Here is an 18,911-nt window from a genome sequence, read left to right on the forward strand (position 1 = left end):
TTATCCCACTGGCGTTTCTTCGGCAACCGGTTTCCCGTTCGCCCTCATTATAGCAAATTTACAGCCTGACTTCTCTGCCGGTTTCCGCCGATTCGTAAATCGCGGCCAAAATTTTGATCATGTCGACGCCCTGCTCCGGCGTGATCGTCGGCTTCGCGCGTCCTTCCAGGCAATCGACGAAATGTTTGATGTTCTCGGTATGCTGCTTCACCTGGTCGGCGCCCTTAATAACCGGCACGGTGTCCGTCAGTTGTCCGGCAGCTTCCGAGTAGATGCCAAGCTTGCCGTTTCGCAGGCTCGCTCCCGCCTTGGTGCCGCGCAGCTCGACGAAATTCATTTCCTCTCCAATGTTGGAGGCCCAGCTGAATTCGATCTGCAGCGTCGCGCCGTTGTCGAAGCGGATAAAGCCCGTTGCCAGGTCCTCTACGTCGAACGTGCCATCCTCCTGACGGTCGCCGAAGGAGCTATGGACAGAATCGGCAATGGTATCATTGGCGAACTTCGTGTACTTCGCTCCCGTGACGGATACCGGCTTCGGGTTGCCCATGATCCACATGGCGAGATCGATGAAATGTACGCCGAGGTCGATCAGCGGCCCGCCGCCCGACAGCTCCTTCGTCGTGAACCAGCCGCCCTTGCCCGGAATGCCCCTTCTCCGGATCCAGCCGCAGCGGCCCGTGTAGATTTCGCCCATGCCGCCTTCATCGGCCAGACGCTTAAGGAATTGCGAATTCGGGTTAAAGCGGTTGTTGCGCATAACCATCAACAGCTTGCCCGATGCGGCCGCCGCATCCGCCATCTTCTGCGCTTCGACGGGATTGACCGCGTCCGGCTTCTCGCAGAAGGTATTGTATCCCGCTTCCAATGCGGCAATCGCTATCTCCGAGTGATACAGGTTCGGCGTGCAGATATCGACGATGTCGAAGCCGCCATCGCGCAGCATGTCGCGATAATCCGTATAGACGCGGCTCACGCCCAGCTTCCCGGCAATTTCTTGCGCACGCTCTTTCCGGATATCGCATACCGCCACTACTTCTGCTTCCGGATGCTCCAGCCATGCCTCCATATGGGCCGCTTGGAAGATGCCGCCGGCTCCGATGACGCCTATTTTATATTTTGCGCTCATGTTCTGTTCCTCCCCGAATTATAAAAGAATGATTGTTTTATCGTTCAGTTCTCTGTTCCATCAAGCTCAGCAGATTGCCATAGCTCGTTCTCACGCAATCCATGGGATCCGTCTTGCAGGAATCCTGCTCCACCACGTACCACTCAACGCCGCTAGTCTCTCCCCATTCGATGATAGGAGCAAAATCGATAACGCCCGTACCGATCGGCGCAAACGTGGCTTCCTCATCGTCCGTCATATCCTTTAAGTGTACGATGGGCATTCTGCCGCCGTAAGGCTCAAAGAAAGCAACAGGGTCGCGGCCAGCCTTCTTAAGCCAGAACACGTCGAGCTCCGCCAAAATTTCGTTGCCTGGAACAGGCTCAAGCAGGTAGGACAATGCGTCCTTGCCGTCCACCTTCGTCTCGAATTCGAACGCGTGGTTGTGGTAGCTGATCCGTATTCCACGGTCCTTGAGCTTGGCCGCGATAGCGTTCAGATCGGACCGCACTCCCTTGTAACCGCCTTCGGTCCGGATCGCCTCGGCGATGCCCGGGCATATAATGTCGATCGTGCCGAGCACTTCAGCCTCGTCCGCCACCTGATCCCCGCGTTCAAGCAATTCGTCAAGGCCAACGTGCAATCCCGCGGCCTTAAGCCCGGTCTCGTCCAAAATTTCTTTAAGCGCTTTCGGATCGTGACCGTGAAAACCGGCGAATTGCACGCCTCCGTACCCAATTTGACTTATTTCACGAAGCGTTGCCGGAAAGTCGCTTGCGCACTCCTCGCGCAACGTGTATAACTGAACTGCAATCTTCTCCCTCATTCTCTTCTTCCCCTTCCATCGACAATTACACCCAGTATAAAATGACGAAATAAGGAAGTGAATATCCGATTCTCCGCTTGTTGACTTATTTTGCAACGGTTATGATAGAGTCAATACTTCCTGATACAAGGAGAGGTGGTTACGCCTATGGCCTCGCAAACGCAATCATGGACCATTCCCTTATCCGTCGGTTATTCCCGACATGTCGTGCCCTTCCAAGGCTACATGAAGCACGACGATTCCGATCACCGCGTGCTCCTGCGCCTTCAAGCAAAGGGACGATGCCGCGTCTCGGTAAATGGCGTCACCTACCCCGTGGAGCCGGGCGATCTCATCCTGAGAAGACCTTGCGAAGAATACCGGCTCGATATCGAAGCGGTTTACGATGAGCAGGATGGCGTGATGCTGCCTATTGACAGCGTGGACTATTATTTGACCTGCGACGGGGAGTGGATCGAGAATTGGGCGCGTCGAAGCAAGGTTCAGGGCATCGTCCGCGTGGAACCGATCGACGAACTGATGTCGCTCTGGAGGAAACTGATCTATGAGAAGAGGAATTTGCACGGGGACAATTCGGAGATGATGGATGCTCTTGTCAAGGTGATATGTCTGTCCATCGATCAGCATGCGCAGAAGGCGGGGTCCGCATCACGGCCGGAACGTTATATCCCTTACCAGATCAAGCGCTACCTCGAGAAACACGCGACCGAGCCGCTCAAGCTGGATCGGGTGGCCGCCCGCTTTGGCGTAAGCGTGTCGACAGCCTCGCATCTGTTTAAGGGGACGTTCGGCCTGCCCCCCATGCGCTATGTCGTCGATATCCGGCTGGCCATCGCATCGGAGAGGCTGCTGCACAGCGACATGAATCTGGAGGATATCGCCGAATCGGCCGGCTTTCGGAGCTATCCCTATTTCAGCCGGGCGTTCCGCTCCCGCTATAATGTCAGCCCAAGCGAATACCGTGCGCGGAACGGCATCCCGACTAACTAGTTAGCTGCGATAATACGGCATAATACGGCATAAAAATGGAGCTGTCCCAACAGTCATTGTCAGTCGACTTGTTGGAGCAGCTCCTTGTTCATTTCCCTATAAGCAATTCGATCACGGCTATTCTTTATTGTTGCACTGTGCTGTGTTGGCGATATTGTTCGCGATATTCGCAACCGATCTCATCTGCTCTTCCATATCCTTCACGTAATCGTCCACAACTTGAACTTCAATCATGCAGTTGTTCGTCATAAATTTAAACACGCCGTTGTTAAAATCCGTTCCTAATTCTTTATAGAAAATGCCCTCGTAGACATCCTGATGCGTATGACTGAAGCTAAGCCTGTACTTCGTCTCTTCCTGCAGCAAATAAGCGCGTACGCCCTTCTCATAGAAGCCGTCGCCGTTTTTGAGCTCCCGCGAGACCGAGATAATATGAAGATCGACGAACGGAATCTCATTCAGCAAAATATTGATGAATGATCCCTTCGTAATCTCCTTCCAACGGCTCTGGGCGGTTTGTCCGAGAACAAGCTGAGTAATATTGTGTTTTCTTGCCACCTCGCCGATGACTTTGGCGATCGGGCGGCTCTCATTGTATTTGACGATAAACTGCTCGGCGCCATGCTCTTTGGCCAATTCTTTCCACTTCTCGACATAATGGATCTTTTCGATGTCCAGTTCGTCTTCAGGAAGCGGGTCCACTGTCAACACATAAAAGGGGCAGTTCAGCATGTTGGCAATTTTGCCGCCACGACGGATAAGCCTTTCACCGTTTGGTCCATAATAGACGCATACGAGTATGCTCTCATCCATTCTCCCGTTCTTCAATTTAACGATTCACCTCATCTAAGCTTCTAATACGGCAGCCGCGAATGAACATCCGAGAATGCTCCCGTATCGAGACATTGACTACAGAGTACTGTTTTTACTTGGTTCTGTCAATGCGATTAGTGTATACTATTAGTTGGCATTACTATCTGCGCGGGTTAAAAATTGCGTACAGCCGATATGAACTATAATGAATTTAAGTACATATTAGGAGGTCACAAGTTGTCTTTGCTGCATTTTGCCGTTTTGCTGCCATTCCTCTATACCATCTTTGTGCCGTTGTTTTTCAAGAAATTGCCCCGTATCCACACGGGCTGGTTCGTGATCGTGATCCCTCTGCTTCTATTCGTTTATTTCCTGACGAATTTCCCGGTTCAGACCGACTCTCCCCCTATTGTTCATTCCGTTCCATGGATTGCTTCCGCCGGAATCCACTTCTCGCTGCATCTGGACGGTCTGGCGCTTTTATTCGCTCTTATCATTACAGGTATTGGCACTTTAGTTGTACTTTATTCCATTTATTATATGTCGATGAAACGCGAAGCTCTCCATAACTTCTATGTTTATTTGCTTTTGTTTATGGGAGCCATGCTCGGTATCGTTTTATCCGATAATCTGATGGTTATGTATGTGTTCTGGGAGGCGACCAGCGTATCGTCCTTCCTGCTCATTGCCTATTGGTACCAGCGCAAAAAATCGCGTTACGGCGCGCAGAAGGCGATGCTCATTACCGTATTCGGCGGCTTCGCCATGCTTCTCGGCGCGCTGATGATCGGGACGGCCGCAGGAACATTCAGCATTCGCGAGATCATCGGCATGCGGGAGACGCTCGCCGATCATGCTCTGTTCCTCCCTGCCATGCTCCTGATTCTGCTTGGCGCGTTTACCAAGTCCGCGCAATTTCCGTTCCATATCTGGCTGCCTGACGCGATGGAAGCGCCGACTCCGATCAGCGCCTTCCTGCATTCCGCCACGATGGTCAAGGCCGGCGTCTATCTGGTTGCCCGCTTCACTCCCGTGTTCGGCGGCGATATGAACTGGTTCTGGATTATTGCGATCGTCGGTACGCTAACCTTGTTCTGGGGTGCTTTCATGGCGATCCGCCAGACCGACCTTAAGGCGCTTCTTGCCTATTCCACCATCAGTCAGCTAGGGCTTATCATGTCGTTGCTCGGCATCGGCTCTCTGGCGCTTAACCCGGATTTCGCGGCGGAGGCCGATTGGTTCGAAGCCGCCATTCTCGCCGCAATCTTCCATCTGTTCAACCATTCCATATTCAAAGGCTGTCTGTTCATGGTTGTAGGCATTCTTGACCACGAGACGGGCACCCGCGATATCCGCAAACTCGGCGGACTGATGAGTCTGATGCCCGTTTCTTTTACGCTGACCGTCATCGGCGGCTTGTCTATGGCCGGCCTGCCGCCGTTCAGCGGCTTTCTGAGCAAGGAGATGTTTTTTGCCGGGGTGCTGGCAGCGAACACGCATACGGAACAATGGACCTTGTGGCTGCCGATAGCGGCCTGGGTAGCCAGCATTTTCACGTTTGCCTATTGCCTGATTCTCGTATTCAAGACGTTTACGGGCACCTACCATCCGGACAGACTGGACAAAAAGCCCCATGAGGCGCCGATCGGCATGCTGATTCCGCCAATCGTGCTTGCTCTTATCGTCGTATCCGCGTTCTTCTTTCCGAATCTGCTGTCCTATAATCTCTTCGAGCCGGCCATCCATTCGGTGCTGCCCGGACTGAGGCTGCCTGGGGAGACCTTCTATGTCAAGATTAAAGCTTGGCACGGCTTGAACACGGAGCTGTACATGACGATCGGCATAGTCGTAGTCGGCACGCTTCTGTACCGCACCTACAAGAAGTGGGGGGACGTCTACAACCTTCTTCCGCACAAGTATACGCTGGGCAGTCTCTACGACAACGGGCTGGCAGGCGCCGAGAAGCTTTCGGCCCGGATAACCAGCACCTATATGAACGGCTTCCTTCACAGCTATCTGAGCTATATCTTTGTATTTATCATACTTCTTGTCGGCGGCTCGTTCGTGCTGCTGGACGCTTTCGGCTACGACCTGTCGACCAACGCCGAGATCGGCTTGTACGAATACATTCTCGCGGGCGCAATCGCCGTATTGGCCGGCTTCGTCATCTCCGTCACCTCCAGGCTGACGGCCATCATTGCCGTGGGAGCGGTCGGTTATCTGGTTTCGCTGCTGTTCGTCATCTTCAGGGCGCCGGATCTCGCGTTGACGCAGCTCGTCGTCGAGACGATTACGACCGCGCTGTTCCTGCTGGCCTTCTACTTCCTGCCCAAGCTGAAGACGGAAGTGACACGCATTCGGGTTAAGATATCCAATCTGCTCATCTCCGTCGGCATCGGTGCCCTGTTTACGCTAATCGGCATTGCTGCCCAAGGAAGCAATCAATTCAAGCCGGTATCCGAATACTTCCAAAATGCCTATGAGCTGTCCGGCGCCAAAAACATGGTCAACGCGATTCTGGTCGACTTCCGCGCGTTCGACACGATGCTGGAAAGCGTCGTGCTGTTCACGGCAGGCATTGGCGTTTACACGCTGATCAAACTTCGCAAGTCAAGGAAGGGGGGACAGCAGTGAAATTTCCTGACGTTATTCTGCAGACCGCAGCAAAAATACTTGTGTTTATCATCATGATTTATTCCATCTACATCCTGTTCGCGGGGCATAATAATCCAGGCGGCGGCTTTATCGGCGGTCTGATCACGGCTTCAGCGATTATGCTGCTGTATCTGGCGTTCGACGTGGAGACCGTAGGCGAAATTATTCCGTTAGACTTCAAGATCATCGGCGCCGTCGGCGTCATGCTGGCTCTGCTGACGGGGTTTGGAGCGGTGCTGTTCGGCGTGCCGTTCCTGACGCAGGTTTATCAATACGTGAATCTGCCGCTGCTCGGCAAGACGGGGCTGGGCACCGCTTTCGTGTTCGACCTGGGCGTCTATCTGGCCGTTGTCGGCACTACGGTAACAATAATTCGAAGCATTAGCGAGGACCTATAGTATGGAAATATTGATGACAATCGTCGCCGGTACGTTGTTCACCTCAGGTGTCTACCTCATTCTTAGCAAGACGCTTCTGCGCATCATTATGGGTCTGTCCCTGTTCACGCACGGCGTTCACATTATGCTGATGTCCATTAACGGCTTAAAGCGGGGCGCGGCTCCGCTGCTGGAAGAACAGGCCGCCAGCTATACCGATCCGGTGCCGCAGGCGCTTATTCTGACATCCATCGTTATCAGCTTTTCGCTAACCGCATTTTCGCTTGTGCTGGCTTACCGCACGTATAAGGAGCATGGCACCGACGATGTGGAGCGGTTAAGGGGACAAGATCATGAATAATATCGTTGTTTTGCCATTGTTTATACCGTTAATTTTGGGCGTTTCCCTGTTTTTCATCCGCAAGCATATCCGGCTCCAGCAATGGATAGCGGCTTTGGCCGCTCTTGCCACGCTCGCGGCATCGCTAATGCTGATGGGCCAAATTTCTTCGGAAGGCATACAGGTGCTTCATATGGGCGGATGGGAAGCCCCGTACGGCATTCCGCTCGTTGCGGATATGCTGGCCGCGATACTCGTCGCCGTCGCTTCGATCGTTACATTCGCTTGTCTGCTGTTCGCCTTTCATTTCATCGGGGAAGAACGGAAGAACTATTACGTGTATCCGCTGATGCTCATTTTGCTGTGCGGAGTAAACGGGTCGTTCCTGACGGGCGACATTTTCAACCTGTTCGTCTTCTTCGAAGTCATGCTTCTCTCGTCTTACGTGCTCCTCAGCTTAGGAGGCGGGAGAGTTCAATTGCGCGAAACCGTCAAATATATTGTCATTAATATTGTGGCATCCAGTCTATTCGTTATTGCCATTGCTTATCTGTACTCGATCACGGGCACGCTTAACCTGGCGCATATCGCGGAGCGTGTAGCCGAGAACGGCCAGAACGGCTTGACCACCACCGTCAGTCTGCTGCTGCTCACCGTATTCGGTCTGAAGGCGGGATTGTTTCTATTCTTCTGGCTGCCCGGCTCTTACAGCGCGCCCTCCGCTCCCATCGCCGCATTGTTCGCGGCGCTGCTGACCAAGGTCGGCGTCTACGTCATTATTCGGATGTTCACGCTTATCTTCAATCATCAGCCGCAAATTACGCATACGATCATCCTGTGGCTGGCCGCCCTGACCATGATATTAGGCGCGATCGGAGCCATTGCTTATTGGCGCATCAAACAAATCCTCGCTTACAATGTCGTTGTTTCGGTTGGCTTTATCCTGTTCGGAGTAGGCGTCGCCACCGATGCCTCCTTGGCAGGCTCCGTCTTCTACCTGGTCCACGATATGATCGCCAAAGCGCTGATCTTCATTCTTGGCGGAGCCGTCGTGTTCGTCGCCGGTACCGACCGGCTGCGCGAGATTAGCGGTTTGATCCGGTACCGCCCTATTCTGGGCTGGCTGTTCTTCCTGTCCGCGTTGGCGCTTGCCGGCGTTCCGCCGCTAAGCGGCTTTATCGGCAAATTCCTTATTTTGCAAGGCGGCGTGCAAGCCGAGCATTATATCATGGCCGCAATCAGCCTGCTGACGAGCCTCATGGTGCTCTATTCCGTTATCAAAATTTTCATCAACAGCTTCTGGGGCGAATCGCTGCTAAGCGAAGGGGAACAGAAGTCAAGCGCCCGCGGCACCCTGCTTCCGGGCTTCCTGCTCGCCGCGCTGGTCGTCGGCCTCGGACTTGGAGCGGATATCTTTATGCCTTATGTTGATCAAGCGGTTGAGCCCCTGGTGAATCCGCGAATTTATATCGACGCGGTATTATCGTAATGCGCGCCCAACAGATGCATTTCGCCGGAAGGATGTGATCGGAATGACCTTGCAAATCTTGCTTAATCTATTGATTGCCGCCATGTGGATGATGCTTCACGATACATGGAACATGCTGACCTTCGCAATCGGCTTCGTGCTTGGCGCAATCATCTTGTTCGGGATGAGAAGATTTTTCCCTGCCCCCTTCTACGGAAGAAAGTTCTGGTTTCTTCTCAAGCTGGGCTGGCTGTTCAGCATCGAGCTGCTGGTCTCCAGCATTGTGGCCATCGAACAGATCATTCGGCCCCGGCTCAACATACAGCCTGGCGTATTCCGGATGCAGACGAGAATGAAGACCGAATGGGAGCTGTCCTTGCTCGCCAATCTTATGACGCTCACGCCGGGTTCGGTTGTTATGGAGATTGCTCCGGAGGATGGGCTGATGTACGTACACGCCATGGACGTGCCCCGGATGAAAAAGGGCATTATCCGAACGAAGGACAAGTTCGAGGATGTCATAATCGAGGTGATGCGCTAATGTTCCAAACACTGCTTATGGCGTCCATTATTATGCTTACCATTTCGATCTCGATTGCGCTCTATCGGGTCATTAGAGGCCCTTCGCTGCCCGATCGGATTCTCGCGCTGGACTCCATCGGCTACAATATTATCGGCATCGTCGCCGTATTATGCATGATGCTGGACTCCAGCTCCTATCTGGAGACGATCCTGCTGATCGGCATATTGGCTTTCCTGAGTACGGTCGCGTTGTGCAAGTTTCTGGAGAGGGGCGTTGTCATTGACCGGAAGAGAAACGATTGAGTCTATCGTCGTCGTCATGGTGTTGATCGGTACGGTGCTAAGCCTGCTCAGCTCGCTCGGCTTCCTGCGTTTTCCGGATGTATATACACGTTCCCACGCGGCAACGAAGAGCATTACGCTCGGCATTTTATTTATCTTGTTAGCTACGTTCCTTTACTTTTTATTCGTCCACGATCAAGTCAGCGTACGGCTGCTGCTCGGCATCATATTCGTCTTCCTTACGGCGCCCGTGACGGGACATCTTATCGCGAGATCCGCTTACCGTTACGGCGTCAAGCCATCAGGCGCTCAGGATGAGCTGGCCGCCGACCTGGAGAAGGCCAAGAAACGCGCAAGCGCGTTGGACAAATGAGCAGACCTCTGAATTAGGGGGCACAGTGACCATGAGAGGCCTCCGGTAAGGACACGTTGATAATGGGTTGATAATGGGAGACTTGCTTTGCAAAGCTGGAGTTTTGTAAGTTGCTTCCTTAGGACACGGTGTTCAACGCACAAGGGAGGTTTGAAGCGAAAAGGTTTAATGCAGAAGGTAGATTTAAAAGCATAAGGAAAGTTTTAATGCACAGAGTAGGTTTATGGCAAGTGGGTGGGGTTATAGTTCAAGCGAGATTTCAAGTGTAGGTTTATAGTTCAAGGGAGATTTAAAGTACAAGTGTAGGTTTAAGCGAAGAGTAGATTTATGACATGGGAGGTTTGATCAATCTCCAAGTGTTGATAGAGGGAAAACCTCCCTCTAATCCTCACTTTCTCGCCCTTTTGGGAAAATAGTGGGAAATGTGCCCTCTAATTCGTGCGATTTTTGGGCTCAGAGTTGTATTTGTCTGGATTAGCGGGCAGATTTCCCATTAATTTCGCAGAATCTGTTCTTGGACGAGAAATAGTGGGACTTTTTCCCGTTAATGCATCAGCCATGGGTAACGTTTCCCATATTTATAATCAGAAAAAGGGGCTGTCACTTCTCTGACAGCCCCTTTTTCTCGCATCTCTAAGCCGATTTTCTCGGCTTGCAGCGCTTTAGGCGCCTTCCCGTCTGCCTCTAATTCGATTTTCTCAACTAACTGCGCTTCGGCGCACTTGTTAGTGGCGAGCCGCCACCATTGGAATCGGCCCATCCTTCTAATCCAATGCGCATAAGCGCAGAATCCCATTATCCGCGGCCGAACTGGGCAGTATGCAGCCGGCTGTAGATGCCGCCGGCTGCAACCAGCTCATCATGACGTCCCTGCTCGCTGATGCCCTCTTCCGTGACGACGATGATCCGGTCGGCGTTTTTGATCGTCGCCAGCCTATGCGCGATGACCAAAGTCGTGCGGCCGACGGACAATTCCGACAGCGACTGCTGGATCGCCTGCTCCGTCTCGGTGTCGAGCGCGGAAGTCGCTTCGTCGAGGATCAGGATCGGCGGGTTCTTGAGGAACATCCGCGCGATAGCCAAACGCTGCTTCTGTCCGCCGGACAGCTTTACGCCGCGTTCGCCGACGACCGTATCCAGACCGTCCGGCAACGAACCGATGAACGCCTCCAGCTTCGCCCGGCGCGCCGCTTCCATAATCGCCTCGTCGCTTGCGCCCAGCTTGCCGTAAGCGATGTTCTCGCGGATCGTGCCCGCGAACAGAAAGACGTCCTGCTGCACGATGCCGATGCTCTTGCGCAGCGACTCCAGCTTCAGATCGCGTATATCGTGCCCGTCGACGGTAATGCGGCCGCCGGAAATTTCATAAAATCGCGGCAGCAAGCTGCATAACGTTGTTTTGCCCGCTCCCGACGGGCCAACAAATGCAATGGTCTCCCCGGCGTTAATGGAAAGATTAATGCCGTCAAGTACCTTGGCTTCGCCTTCGTAGCCGAAATCCACATTCTCGTAACGAATATCGCCGCGAAGACGGTCCACTTCTTTTGCATCGGGTCGATCCGCCACGTCCGGTTCGGTATCCATCAGCTGAGTGTAACGTTTGAAGCCTGCGATGCCCTTCGGGTAGCTCTCGATAACGGCGTTAATTTTTTCGATGGGCTTGAAGAAAATGTTCGTCAACAAAACGAACGTGAGGAAGTCGGCGTAGGACATGCCATCCGTAATGACATAATAAGCGCCCGCGATCAGCACGAACAGCGATACGACACGCATCAGCATATAGGATACGGAAGCATTCATGCCGATGATTTTGTACGAAATGAGCTTCGCCTCGCGGAACCGCAGATTGTTGCCTTTAAACAGCTTGCCTTCATGTTTCTCGTTCGCGAACGCTTGAACGACGCGAATGCCGCCAACCGTATCCTCGACGCGCGCGTTGAAGTCCGCCATGTCGCTGAAAAGGCGATTCGCCGCTTTCGTCATGCGGCCGTTGAAATAAAGCACGAGCCAAATAATGATCGGCACGATAATGAAGGTCATGATCGCCAGCATCGGGTGAATGAACAGCATGATCCCGAATGCGCCTACCAGCGTCATGGCCGCGATGAACATATCCTCGGGACCGTGATGCGCCACCTCGCCAATCTCGAACAAGTCGTTCGTAAGACGCGAGATGAGATGGCCCGTCTTCGTGTTGTCGAAGAAGCGGAATGAAAGCTTCTGCACATGATCGAACAGCGCGCGACGCATATCCGTCTCGATATTGATGCCGAGCATATGCCCCCAGTAGGTGACGATATAACTCAAAAACGTGTTGATGACATAAATAAGCAGCAGCACCGCGCCTGCCGATACGATCAATCCCCAGTTCTCGTCCGGGAGCAACGTTTCGACGACGTAGCCAACGGCCAGCGGGAAGCTGAGCTCCAGTATAGCCAACAGCACCGCGCAGCTAAAATCCAGGAAAAACAGTTTCTTATAAGGCTTGTAATACGAAAAAAAACGACGCAGCATGGTAGTCTCCTGTTCATCTGTATTCGATCCTCCGTCCATGGCTGACGCCTCTAGCCGGGTTACGGTCTTGATAAAGGTTTTCACAACAACCTCTTTAGCATTTTCACCTAACGGTTGTCGTGTGTCAAGGTAATCGATGACTTATAATCAAACGCTCCCGGTGCGTATATACGCTAAGTTTCCGTCCCCGGATGAATCCGATGCAAGTGATGCCTAACTCGTCCGCAAGCTTAAGCGCGAGATCGGTCGGGGCGGACTTGCTAAGCAGCAAGCCGCAGCCCATCTTGGCCGCCTTGAGCACGACCTCCGACGACAGCCTGCCGCTGAACGCGATAAGCTTATCTCCCATCCTCACGCCACGGAGCATGCTGTAGCCGTACAGCTTGTCGAGCGCGTTGTGCCTGCCGATGTCCGTACGCACCGCAAGCAGCTCGTCCGGCGTACATAACGCCGCATTATGGACGCCACCCGTGCTGATGAAGTCCGCCGAACTCTCCTGCAACGCGGCCATCAGCGACCATACCTGTTCATCCGTCACCGTCATCCGCGTCATAATCGTCCTGGCCGTCAACATATCACCGTGGTAATAAAACTGACGACCCTTCCCGCAGCAAGAGCCGATAAATCGCTTGGACGAACGCTCCCGGCCGATCGACGGTTCTCCATCTAGCACGACGTACGCATAGCCGCGATCTCCATCGATCGTCAGCTTCTTTACCTGCGAAATGCTTCGAATCGCGCCTTCGGAAGCGAGGAAACCGTACACCAGCTCCTCCTGATGCGTAGGGGAACAAACCAACGTGCTGAATTCATCGCCGTTGAGCACGACCGTCAGCGCGTATTCGCTTGCGATCTCATCCTCCAGCTCGCGAGGGATGCCGTCTTGGCCAACATGGAGCGTCTGCCACTTCGTCACGTTGCCGCGGCCGCCGTCATCCATTCCCGTCACCTCCGCAACTTCGTTTATTCCGGTACGTCCGTCTCCAACTCCTCTACCCGCTTCTCCACGTACTTGGCATCCTTGAGCGCATGGAAGGTATCCGCCCGCTCCACCGCAACCGACGCATTGTATTCCGGAATACCCGCAAACGGCTCGTATTGACCGGCGGCGAACAACACATTGCCTTCCGGCCAGAACAGCTCGATATTGCCGGGAGCGACTGGCGCAAGCTTGGCCCGGCCATGGAACACGCCGCCCCGATTGTAAACGACGATAGCTTCCCCTTCCCGAATGGACAGCGCTCCGGCATCTTCGGGATGGATCAGCACATCGTACCGGTCCGCGCCGTTAAAGCTGTCCTTCTCTCCATAAATCATGGAGTTGAACTGCTTGCCGCGCCTTGTCGTCGCGTAGAATCGCCCTTCCGCCTTGCGCAGCTCAGGCAGCTCGACAGGTATCAGCTTCGCCTTGCCGTCCGGCGTCGGACATTCTCCGTCCTCGCACAGCCATGCTCCTCCCCATTGAAACACATCCCCGCGCTTGCCGAGGCGTTCGATGCCGCGATAGTATGGCGCCGCCAGCGCGATCTCCGCCCGAATCGCGGCCGCGTCCCGGAACCGGACGGCAGACGCCTCCGCCCCTTCCGTACGAACCCGCGCAGCCAACTCGCCAAAAATATCCCATTCGGCGCGAGCCTCCGCGATCCGAGGTCCTTGGATCTCCGGCGAATAATAGACCATCCTCTCGGTCGATGTCGACGTGCCTCCTCCCGGCTGCTCGTATCTGGTCATGGCGGGCAAAAGGATGACCTCCTCCGCAGCATCCAGCAGCGCCGAGCTGTTAAGTACGATATCCTGGTGGACACGCAGCTCCACCGCCTCCAGACTAGCCTTCACGGAGGCGGGATCCGGCATGGTCTCCAGGAAGTTGCCGCCCGACGTGTAAAACAGCTTGAGCTTACGCTCATGCCCTTCCGGCAGCAACGCGTTTTCGAGCGAGACGCCGACGATGTCACCTTGCCAGTCCGGGAGCTTAAAGCCCCATAGCCGCTCCAGCCGCTCGGCGTCCTCCGGCGAGAACTCGCCTCCCGGCAGGCTAAACGGATCCGCACCCATCTCGCCGGAGCCCTGCACCCCGCTGTGCCCGCGAATGGGCATAAGACCGCAATGCTCCCTCCCCAGAAATCCCCGCAGCAGCGCGAGATTCGCCACCTGCGAAATATTGTCCGTGCCGAATCGATGCTGCGTCAGCCCCATGCTCCATACGAATACGCCGGTGCGGGCTTCCGCCAACAGCGTTGCAAACTCGCGAATCCGCTCTCGCGACAGCCCCGAGGAGGACTCAAGCAATTCCCACGGCTGCTGCTGCACATGAGCCCTAAGCTCCTCGTAGCCATGAGCGTGACGCTCCACGAATGCATGATCAATCGCGGAGCCGGGGCGCTCCTCTTCCATCTGGAACCACGTCTTTATAACGCCGTGCATAAACGCGATATCCCCGCCGATGTTCACCTGATAGAAGTCGTCGGCGAGCTTCGTCCCGAACATCGCCGATTCCGGAATGGACGGGATCCAGTAGCCATCCATCGCGGGTTCTCTATAGGGGTTGATGACGATAATCCGCGTCCCCCGGCGTTTCGCTGCGTACATATATTTGGTCGAGACGGGCTGATTGTTCGCGGCCACGCTTCCCCAGAAGACAAGCACGTCTGCGCCGATCCAGTCCTTGTAGCTGCATGTCGAAGCGCCGACTCCGATAGAGCGCTTCAGTGCGGTTTTCGAAGGCGAATGGCAGATGCGCGAAGCGTTGTCGATATTGTTCGTGCCGATCCATCTGGCTGCTTTCGCCGCCGCGTAATACGTCTCGTTCGTAATGCCGCGGCCCGTCAAATAGAAAGCGATCGACTTCGGGTCCACGGCGCGCGCCTTATCCGCTATGCGAGTGAGCGCTTCGTCCCACGAGAGTCGGCGGAACCTCATCTCTCCCCGCTCGCGAACGACGGGATAAGGCAGCCGTCCCAGCCGGCGCAATTCGGCGCTGCTGAGCTTGCGCAGCTCCTCGATGTCGGCATGCAGCAACCTCTCCGATATGGCTGGCATCGTATTTAAACGCAGCACGTTCAAGCGCGTCGTGCATAAATGCGGTCCTTCCAGCGTCTGGTCGTACAAACCGGAGACGCCAAGCGCGCAGCCGTCGCAGACGCCCTGAGTCAATATTCTGTAAGCGTATGCAAGATTGTCCCGATTATCCCACGCCGCCTTCATCGTATCACGGATATGATGCGGCTTCGTCAATCCCAGCCCAAATGGCCGCTTGCTGACCCACAGCTTGGTGTCCGGCCGCATGGGCAGCTTGATTCGTCCGGTATGCTGCGTCCTCCCCATCCTCTCGCCCTCCTGTCTTTACGTCCCAAAAGCAAAAGGACCGTCTGCGCGAATGATGACACCAGCGATTGGTTTGCTCATTCCATGACGGTCCTGATTCTGGTTGCGCCTTGCTTGCGGTCAGTGTAACAAGAAATCGGCTTGCGGGCAATCCCCAGTTCGCGGCCGCTATGCAGCAAACTTCGTCCCCCGATAGTTATGCCGGCAGCATCTCCACCGCAGCTTGCTTGCCGCTGAGCTGAATGCCCGTCGCTTTCTTCCCGCTCCCCGACAAGTCGGCTACCAAACGATCCAGCAGCGCCTTCGCCTTTGGCCCCTCCTTGCCGGAGATCTTGACGACGAGCAGCACCCGGTTGCCGGAATCCAGCAGCTTGGCCGCCTGCCTCAGCTTCGTATCGTAATCATGATCCTCGATGTCCGGCGTCAACCGAAGCTCTTTGACCTTGCCGGAGCCTTCCTTCAAGCGGCTCTCCTTGTTCTCTTGATCCCGCTGCGCCTTAGCCGAGCCGCGGCTAACCAGCTTGCAGGGCGGGGGACTGCTCATCAGCGACGTGCAGACGAGATCCGCCTTGGCCTCCTTGGCGAGCGCGAGCGCCTTCTGGTGGGACAACACGCCGAGAGACTCCCCGTTTAACCCCGTCAGCAATACCTCAGAGCTTTTTATTTGTTCATTTATTAATAGTTTTCCTGACATAACGCGTTCATTCCTTTCCGTGCTTGCATTCATTCCTTCCCAAACTTGCATTAGAGAAGCGGGCTCTCCCTGCATTATACGTCAAGGGCGCCTTTTTGACGAACGCCCCGGATAGGCTTTACCTCGACAGCCATGTCGCCGCCGGCTTCCCTCAGCTTCTTGCGCCCCCGCCAGCGCATAAACGACAGCGCTCCTCGGAGATATTCATCCATTATCATTGCAACGTAGATGCCCGTCAGCCCCCAGCCCAGCCCGATGCCGAACCAATAGGAAACCCCGGTGGCAATGGCGGATAACGAGCTTAGCGAGATCCACATCGTGTACTTTGTATCGCCGACGGCGTTCAACGAGTTCTGAAGCGCCATGTTGACCATTTTGCCAGGCTGCAGAAGGATGTTAAGACCCAGAAGCGAAACGCCGAACGCGACGATGGTGCTATCTTGCGTGAACAAGCCAAGCACCGGTTTGCCGATCGCATAGATGACTAGGGCGTTTACGAAGACAAGTCCCAGACCGATCGCCAGCCCCCGATACGCCGTTCTGTAAGCCTCTTGCATACGGCCTGCCCCGAACAGATGGGCGATCTGGATTTGCAGTGCCAATGCGATGGAATATCCCAGCATAAAGCAGAACGATTCCAGCGTGTTCATATACGTCCGCGCCGCCAGCTCCGCCGCGCCGATCATGGCAATATAGGAGAATATCGCCATCTGGGAGAACACCCAGCATGACATATTGACGCCCAGCGGCCAGCCGATGCGCATGATTTCGCCGAACAATCCGCGATCGAACAGCTTGAAGTCACGGAGCGCGATGCGGCGTTCGAATGTATGCAGGAACATGTAGAGCAGCACCAATACGGCCAGCAGACGGCAGATAACGGTGGAGAGCGCCACGCCAAGCAGACCCAGCTTCGGGAAGCCCCACACTCCGAAAATAAACGCGTAATTCAGCGCAACGTGAACGACGTTCATTCCGATGGCGATATACATAGGGCCTTTCGTATTGCCGGTGTTGCGGATAGCCGTGCTGAGCGACGACATCAGCGCGACCAGCACCATGCCGCCGCCGACGATGGACACATACGTTTCCGCTAAAGGAAGCAGCTCGCTTGGCAGCTGGAGCCAAGCCGATATCTCCTTCGGATACAAATAAAGCACGACGCTGAGCAACAGTCCCAGCCCGCCGCTGACGGTCAGCGACATGATGCCGATTTTCCTTGCATCCTCGCCTTTCCTTGCCCCCAGCTTCTGAGCGATCAAAATGCCGGCTCCGCTTGCTACCGTCACGAACAACGTCATGACCGCCGAAAATAATTGATTCGAAAACCCCACTACGGCAACTGCATCGTCCGAGATGCGGCTGACCATCAGCGTATCTGCCGCTCCAAGCAGAAACTGCAGGAACAGCTCGATGAAAATAGGCCAGGCGAGCGCCCATAATGTTAGTTTTTTGGCAGTATGATCCATGTTACAGCCTCCCGCCGGGGAGCTGCATAGCAGCCCCTCATGTAGCTTGATGTCTTCTTGCATTATAGTTGGTATACTGAAAAAAAGGGTTCATAATTTCAACCGAAACTTTCAATATTCCAACCTGCTCGTTAGGAAGTTTACCGCATTAGGAGGATTGCCACGTTAGGAGGATTGCCGCATTATGAGTATTATCGAATTTACGGTTCCGCCGTTGCCGCATTACATAATAGGAGGACATGCCGACATGCCGCCAGGGCGAAAGCATCCCGCACGCAGAGCCATCGGCGTATTCGATCTGATCGTCGTAATCAAGGGAAGCCTCTATCTGGGCGAAGAAGATCGCCATTACGAAGTGAGTGCCGGCCATGCGCTGATCCTGCGCCCGGATGCGGAACATTATCCGACGCGCGCTTGCGAGGAGGACACGGAATATTATTGGGCGCATTTCCACACGCTTGGAGGCTGGTCCGTAGCGGAGGATATGCTCGCCCCTGCGAGAATGAGCGATTCCGCTGAGCCCGTGCCCGTCGCCGAACAATTCGCGCCGCGCCTGTTCGTCAAGCGGATTCCTCAATTCGCCAAAGCCGTCAAGCTGAACGTGCTGGAAAATAAGCTGCAGCAGCTGTCACAGATGAGCATCAATGATCATATTCACGGCGTCCGCTGGAAGCAGCAGCTCCTCTTCCAGGAGGTTATCGACCTGCTGTCTGCTTCGGTCGAAGCCGGATCTCCGACGCCGGCGCTCGCGTGCGCCGAGAAAGCCGCCTCCTACCTCCGGCATCATTACCGGGAGGACATAACCGCGCAGTCGCTCGGCGAGAGCATCAACTTCCACCCCGTCTACATCGCGCGCTGCATGAAACGCGAATTCGGCTGCTCGCCGTTCGACTACCTGCTGCGCTTCCGCATTCAGCAGGCCAAGCTGCTGCTGCTGCAGACGGACCTCTCCGTCTCCCGCATCGCCGAAGAGGTCGGCTTCAATCAGTCGGCCTACTTCGCGACTTGCTTCGCCAGGTTCGAGGGTCTGTCGCCGCGCCAATACCGCCAGCGGTTCTCGTTGAATTAGTTTTAGTTCGCCAAATTGGGAGGCAAGGGGCACGGGTATGATTTTTCGAGTACATTGCCACGGTCTGGGGATACAGCGGCGTATCCTGTA

The 18,911-nt window shown here is 54.8% G+C and carries 18 protein-coding genes; 9 read left to right on the plus strand and 9 right to left on the minus strand.

Annotated elements, in window-relative coordinates:
* Nucleotides 1–58: 58 nt before the first annotated feature.
* Nucleotides 59–1,126, minus strand: coding sequence for a Gfo/Idh/MocA family protein (locus PAT3040_RS28375; protein WP_108995330.1), 1,068 nt, complete (start codon nucleotides 1,124–1,126; stop codon nucleotides 59–61).
* 37 nt (nucleotides 1,127–1,163) lie between these two features.
* Nucleotides 1,164–1,931, minus strand: a complete 768-nt coding sequence (locus PAT3040_RS28380) for a sugar phosphate isomerase/epimerase family protein (RefSeq protein WP_108995331.1) — start codon at nucleotides 1,929–1,931, stop codon at nucleotides 1,164–1,166.
* A gap of 147 nt (nucleotides 1,932–2,078) precedes the next feature.
* On the opposite strand from PAT3040_RS28380, the gene PAT3040_RS28385 reads away from it, so the two are divergent.
* Nucleotides 2,079–2,921: an AraC family transcriptional regulator gene (locus tag PAT3040_RS28385; RefSeq protein WP_108995332.1), complete on the plus strand. Its 843-nt coding sequence runs from the start codon at nucleotides 2,079–2,081 to the stop codon at nucleotides 2,919–2,921.
* A gap of 117 nt (nucleotides 2,922–3,038) precedes the next feature.
* Here PAT3040_RS28385 and PAT3040_RS28390 read toward each other — a convergent pair whose 3' ends face one another.
* Nucleotides 3,039–3,734, minus strand: coding sequence for an adenine nucleotide alpha hydrolase family protein (locus PAT3040_RS28390; RefSeq protein ID WP_108995333.1), 696 nt, complete (start codon nucleotides 3,732–3,734; stop codon nucleotides 3,039–3,041).
* Between the two features lie 237 nt (nucleotides 3,735–3,971).
* Between PAT3040_RS28390 and PAT3040_RS28395 the strand changes: the two genes are divergently transcribed.
* From PAT3040_RS28395 to mnhG, 7 genes are read left to right on the plus strand one after another with little or no spacing between them, the layout of a single operon-like run.
* A complete protein-coding gene (locus PAT3040_RS28395) occupies nucleotides 3,972–6,368 on the plus strand; it encodes a Na+/H+ antiporter subunit A (RefSeq protein WP_108995334.1) in 2,397 nt (798 codons plus the stop codon).
* The gene (locus PAT3040_RS28400; protein WP_108995335.1) at nucleotides 6,365–6,787 is read left to right on the plus strand and encodes a Na(+)/H(+) antiporter subunit B; all 423 of its coding nucleotides are present in this window, start codon (nucleotides 6,365–6,367) and stop codon (nucleotides 6,785–6,787) included. Before PAT3040_RS28395 ends, PAT3040_RS28400 begins: the two co-directional genes overlap by 4 nt.
* A gap of 1 nt (nucleotide 6,788) precedes the next feature.
* Nucleotides 6,789–7,127, plus strand: coding sequence for a Na(+)/H(+) antiporter subunit C (locus PAT3040_RS28405; protein ID WP_087571939.1), 339 nt, complete (start codon nucleotides 6,789–6,791; stop codon nucleotides 7,125–7,127).
* Complete coding sequence (locus PAT3040_RS28410) at nucleotides 7,120–8,595, plus strand: Na+/H+ antiporter subunit D (protein ID WP_108995336.1); 1,476 nt, start codon at nucleotides 7,120–7,122, stop codon at nucleotides 8,593–8,595. The genes PAT3040_RS28405 and PAT3040_RS28410 overlap by 8 nt, the downstream gene beginning before the upstream one ends.
* A gap of 43 nt (nucleotides 8,596–8,638) precedes the next feature.
* On the plus strand, nucleotides 8,639–9,115 hold the full coding sequence (locus PAT3040_RS28415) for a Na+/H+ antiporter subunit E (protein WP_087571941.1): 477 nt from the start codon (nucleotides 8,639–8,641) through the stop codon (nucleotides 9,113–9,115).
* Nucleotides 9,115–9,399: a Na(+)/H(+) antiporter subunit F1 gene (locus PAT3040_RS28420; RefSeq protein WP_087571942.1), complete on the plus strand. Its 285-nt coding sequence runs from the start codon at nucleotides 9,115–9,117 to the stop codon at nucleotides 9,397–9,399. The genes PAT3040_RS28415 and PAT3040_RS28420 overlap by 1 nt, the downstream gene beginning before the upstream one ends.
* Nucleotides 9,377–9,751 carry a monovalent cation/H(+) antiporter subunit G gene (gene mnhG / locus PAT3040_RS28425; protein WP_307719181.1) on the plus strand — a complete coding sequence of 125 codons (375 nt, stop codon included), beginning with the start codon at nucleotides 9,377–9,379 and terminating at the stop codon, nucleotides 9,749–9,751. The genes PAT3040_RS28420 and mnhG overlap by 23 nt, the downstream gene beginning before the upstream one ends.
* Before the next feature lie 544 nt (nucleotides 9,752–10,295).
* Here the strand turns inward: mnhG and PAT3040_RS28430 are convergent.
* From PAT3040_RS28430 to PAT3040_RS28455, 6 genes are all read right to left on the minus strand, one after another.
* Nucleotides 10,296–10,511: a hypothetical protein gene (locus PAT3040_RS28430; RefSeq protein ID WP_108995337.1), complete on the minus strand. Its 216-nt coding sequence runs from the start codon at nucleotides 10,509–10,511 to the stop codon at nucleotides 10,296–10,298.
* A gap of 35 nt (nucleotides 10,512–10,546) precedes the next feature.
* Complete coding sequence (locus PAT3040_RS28435; RefSeq protein ID WP_108995362.1) at nucleotides 10,547–12,265, minus strand: ABC transporter ATP-binding protein; 1,719 nt, start codon at nucleotides 12,263–12,265, stop codon at nucleotides 10,547–10,549.
* A 124-nt stretch (nucleotides 12,266–12,389) separates the two neighbouring features.
* A complete protein-coding gene (fdhD, locus tag PAT3040_RS28440; RefSeq protein ID WP_108995338.1) occupies nucleotides 12,390–13,205 on the minus strand; it encodes a formate dehydrogenase accessory sulfurtransferase FdhD in 816 nt (271 codons plus the stop codon).
* Between the two features lie 23 nt (nucleotides 13,206–13,228).
* Complete coding sequence (locus PAT3040_RS28445) at nucleotides 13,229–15,589, minus strand: FdhF/YdeP family oxidoreductase (protein ID WP_108995339.1); 2,361 nt, start codon at nucleotides 15,587–15,589, stop codon at nucleotides 13,229–13,231.
* Between the two features lie 196 nt (nucleotides 15,590–15,785).
* Nucleotides 15,786–16,283, minus strand: a complete 498-nt coding sequence (infC, locus tag PAT3040_RS28450) for a translation initiation factor IF-3 (RefSeq protein WP_108995363.1) — start codon at nucleotides 16,281–16,283, stop codon at nucleotides 15,786–15,788.
* Nucleotides 16,284–16,357: 74 nt separating this feature from the next.
* Nucleotides 16,358–17,752, minus strand: coding sequence for an MATE family efflux transporter (locus tag PAT3040_RS28455; RefSeq protein ID WP_108995340.1), 1,395 nt, complete (start codon nucleotides 17,750–17,752; stop codon nucleotides 16,358–16,360).
* A 184-nt stretch (nucleotides 17,753–17,936) separates the two neighbouring features.
* On the opposite strand from PAT3040_RS28455, the gene PAT3040_RS28460 reads away from it, so the two are divergent.
* Nucleotides 17,937–18,821, plus strand: coding sequence for an AraC family transcriptional regulator (locus PAT3040_RS28460; protein WP_108995341.1), 885 nt, complete (start codon nucleotides 17,937–17,939; stop codon nucleotides 18,819–18,821).
* Nucleotides 18,822–18,911 lie beyond the last annotated feature (90 nt).

Source organism: Paenibacillus agaridevorans, assembly GCF_003112455.1.
Classification (GTDB): domain Bacteria; phylum Bacillota; class Bacilli; order Paenibacillales; family Paenibacillaceae; genus Pristimantibacillus; species Pristimantibacillus agaridevorans.